We start from the raw sequence: 1,795 nt of genomic DNA, 5'->3' as shown, positions 1-1,795 counted from the left end.
GCAGAGCGCACAGGGGACGGGGCAATATGGACTACGACATGCTGGTCATCGGCAGCGGCCCTTCCGGCCGCCGTGCCGCGGTGCAGTCGGCCAAGCTCGGCAAGTCCGTGCTGGTGGTCGACCGCGGCCGGCGTCTGGGCGGTGTCTCGGTGCATACCGGGACCATCCCATCGAAAACGCTGCGCGAAACGGTGCTCAATCTTTCGGGCTGGCGCGAGCGCGGCTTCTACGGGCGCGGCTACCGGGTCAAGCAGGATATCTCGGTCGGCGATCTGGTCGAGCGCCTGCACAAGACGCTCGACCATGAGGTCGAGGTGCTGCAGCACCAGTTCATGCGCAACACGGTCAAGAGCGCTCGCGCCGCGGTGAAATTCCTTGGCCCCAACAAGGTCAGCCTGACATCAGACACTGGCGATTACAGCGAGGTCGGTTTTACCAATGCGCTGATAGCGGTCGGCACCAGGCCGCACCGCCCGCGCGACGTGCCTTTCGACAAGACCCGCGTCTTCGACAGCGACGAGATGCTGGAGCTTGATCGCTTGCCGCGCACGCTGACCGTGATCGGCGCCGGCGTCATCGGCGTCGAATATGCGACGATCTTTTCCGCGCTCGACGTGCCGGTAACCTTGGTCGAGCCGCGCAACTCCATCCTCGATTTCGTCGACCGCGAGATCGTCGACGATTTCATCCACCAGATGCGCGATCGCGGCATGACCATCCGGCTGGGCAGCGCGGTGAAGGAGATCCGCTCCAAGCCGGACGCCGCCGAAGTGGAACTGGCCGATGGCCGCACCATCCGTTCCGAGGTTGTGCTCTACGCCGCCGGCCGCACCGGCAATGTCGGCAGCCTGGGCCTGGATGTCGTCGGCATCGACGCCGACTCCAGAGGGCGCATCAAGGTCGATCCGCAATCCTTCCAGACCAGCGTGCCCAACATCTATGCCGCCGGCGACGTCATCGGCTTTCCGAGCCTGGCCTCGACTTCGATGGAGCAGGGCAGGGTGGCCGCCTGCCATGCCTTTGGAGTGCCCTTGCCGCCGCCGCCGGAAACTTTCCCCTATGGCATCTATGCGGTGCCGGAAATCTCGACGGTCGGCCAGTCCGAAGAACAGGTGCGTGAGAGCGGTGCGGCCTACGAGGTCGGCGTGGCGCGTTTTCGCGAGACCTCGCGCGGCCACATCATGGGTGTCAACACCGGCTTCCTGAAGCTGCTGTTTTCGATCGAAACGCGCCGTCTGCTCGGCGCGCACATCATCGGCGAGGGCGCCACCGAGCTCATCCACATCGGCCAGGCGGTGATCAATCTCGGCGGCACCGTCGACTTCTTCGTCAACAACACCTTCAACTATCCAACGCTCGCCGAAGCCTACAAGATCGCTGGGCTGGATGCCTGGAACCGGATGGGAAGAGGGTAGGCCGGCTGGTCGTGGCGGCGAGCCTGTCAGCCTGCCTGCGCCACCGCCGCCGGTCCCGCCAGCCATTGCCTGACGATTGCCGCGTCGGCGCTGCCGAATTCATGACCTGATGAGACAATCCTGGCGTCGATCTCGGCGCCATGCCGACTGAGCAATGTCACCAGAGCAGGGGCGAAAGGCGCATAGGTGAGGTCGGCGGCGCCGGCGATCATCAGCACCCGCACCTTTGACAGCTCCGTCGCCGGCACATCATCGAGCACCGGCATCGGTCGCAGCAGCGCGGCGCGTTCGACAAGGCCCGGATGCAGCAGCATCAGGCTCGAAACCAGATTGGCGCCGTTCGAATAGCCGAGGAAAATTGTGCGCGAGAGGTCGAGATG

The 1,795-nt window shown here is 64.8% G+C and carries 1 protein-coding gene and 1 pseudogene; one reads left to right on the top strand and one right to left on the bottom strand.

Annotated features, from left to right (window positions below; translation table 11 throughout):
- The first annotated feature begins 26 nt into the window (after window positions 1–26).
- Window positions 27–1,415, top strand: coding sequence for a Si-specific NAD(P)(+) transhydrogenase (sthA, locus tag EN969_RS29560; RefSeq protein WP_063167758.1), 1,389 nt, complete (start codon window positions 27–29; stop codon window positions 1,413–1,415).
- A 26-nt stretch (window positions 1,416–1,441) separates the two neighbouring features.
- Here sthA and EN969_RS29555 read toward each other — a convergent pair.
- A pseudogene (locus EN969_RS29555) lies at window positions 1,442–1,795 on the bottom strand (alpha/beta hydrolase); the annotation flags it as partial.

Source organism: Mesorhizobium sp. M7A.F.Ca.CA.003.01.2.1 (assembly GCF_003998945.1).
Lineage (GTDB): Bacteria > Pseudomonadota > Alphaproteobacteria > Rhizobiales > Rhizobiaceae > Mesorhizobium > Mesorhizobium ciceri.
The sequence above is the reverse complement of the archived record's forward strand: the minus strand, read 5'-3'. Positions and strand labels throughout refer to the sequence as shown.

Excerpts from the sequence above, each read along its gene's own strand:
- sthA (WP_063167758.1), top strand. The coding sequence starts at position 27 with ATGGACTACGACATGCTGGTCATCGGCAGCGGCCCTTCCGGCCGCCGT.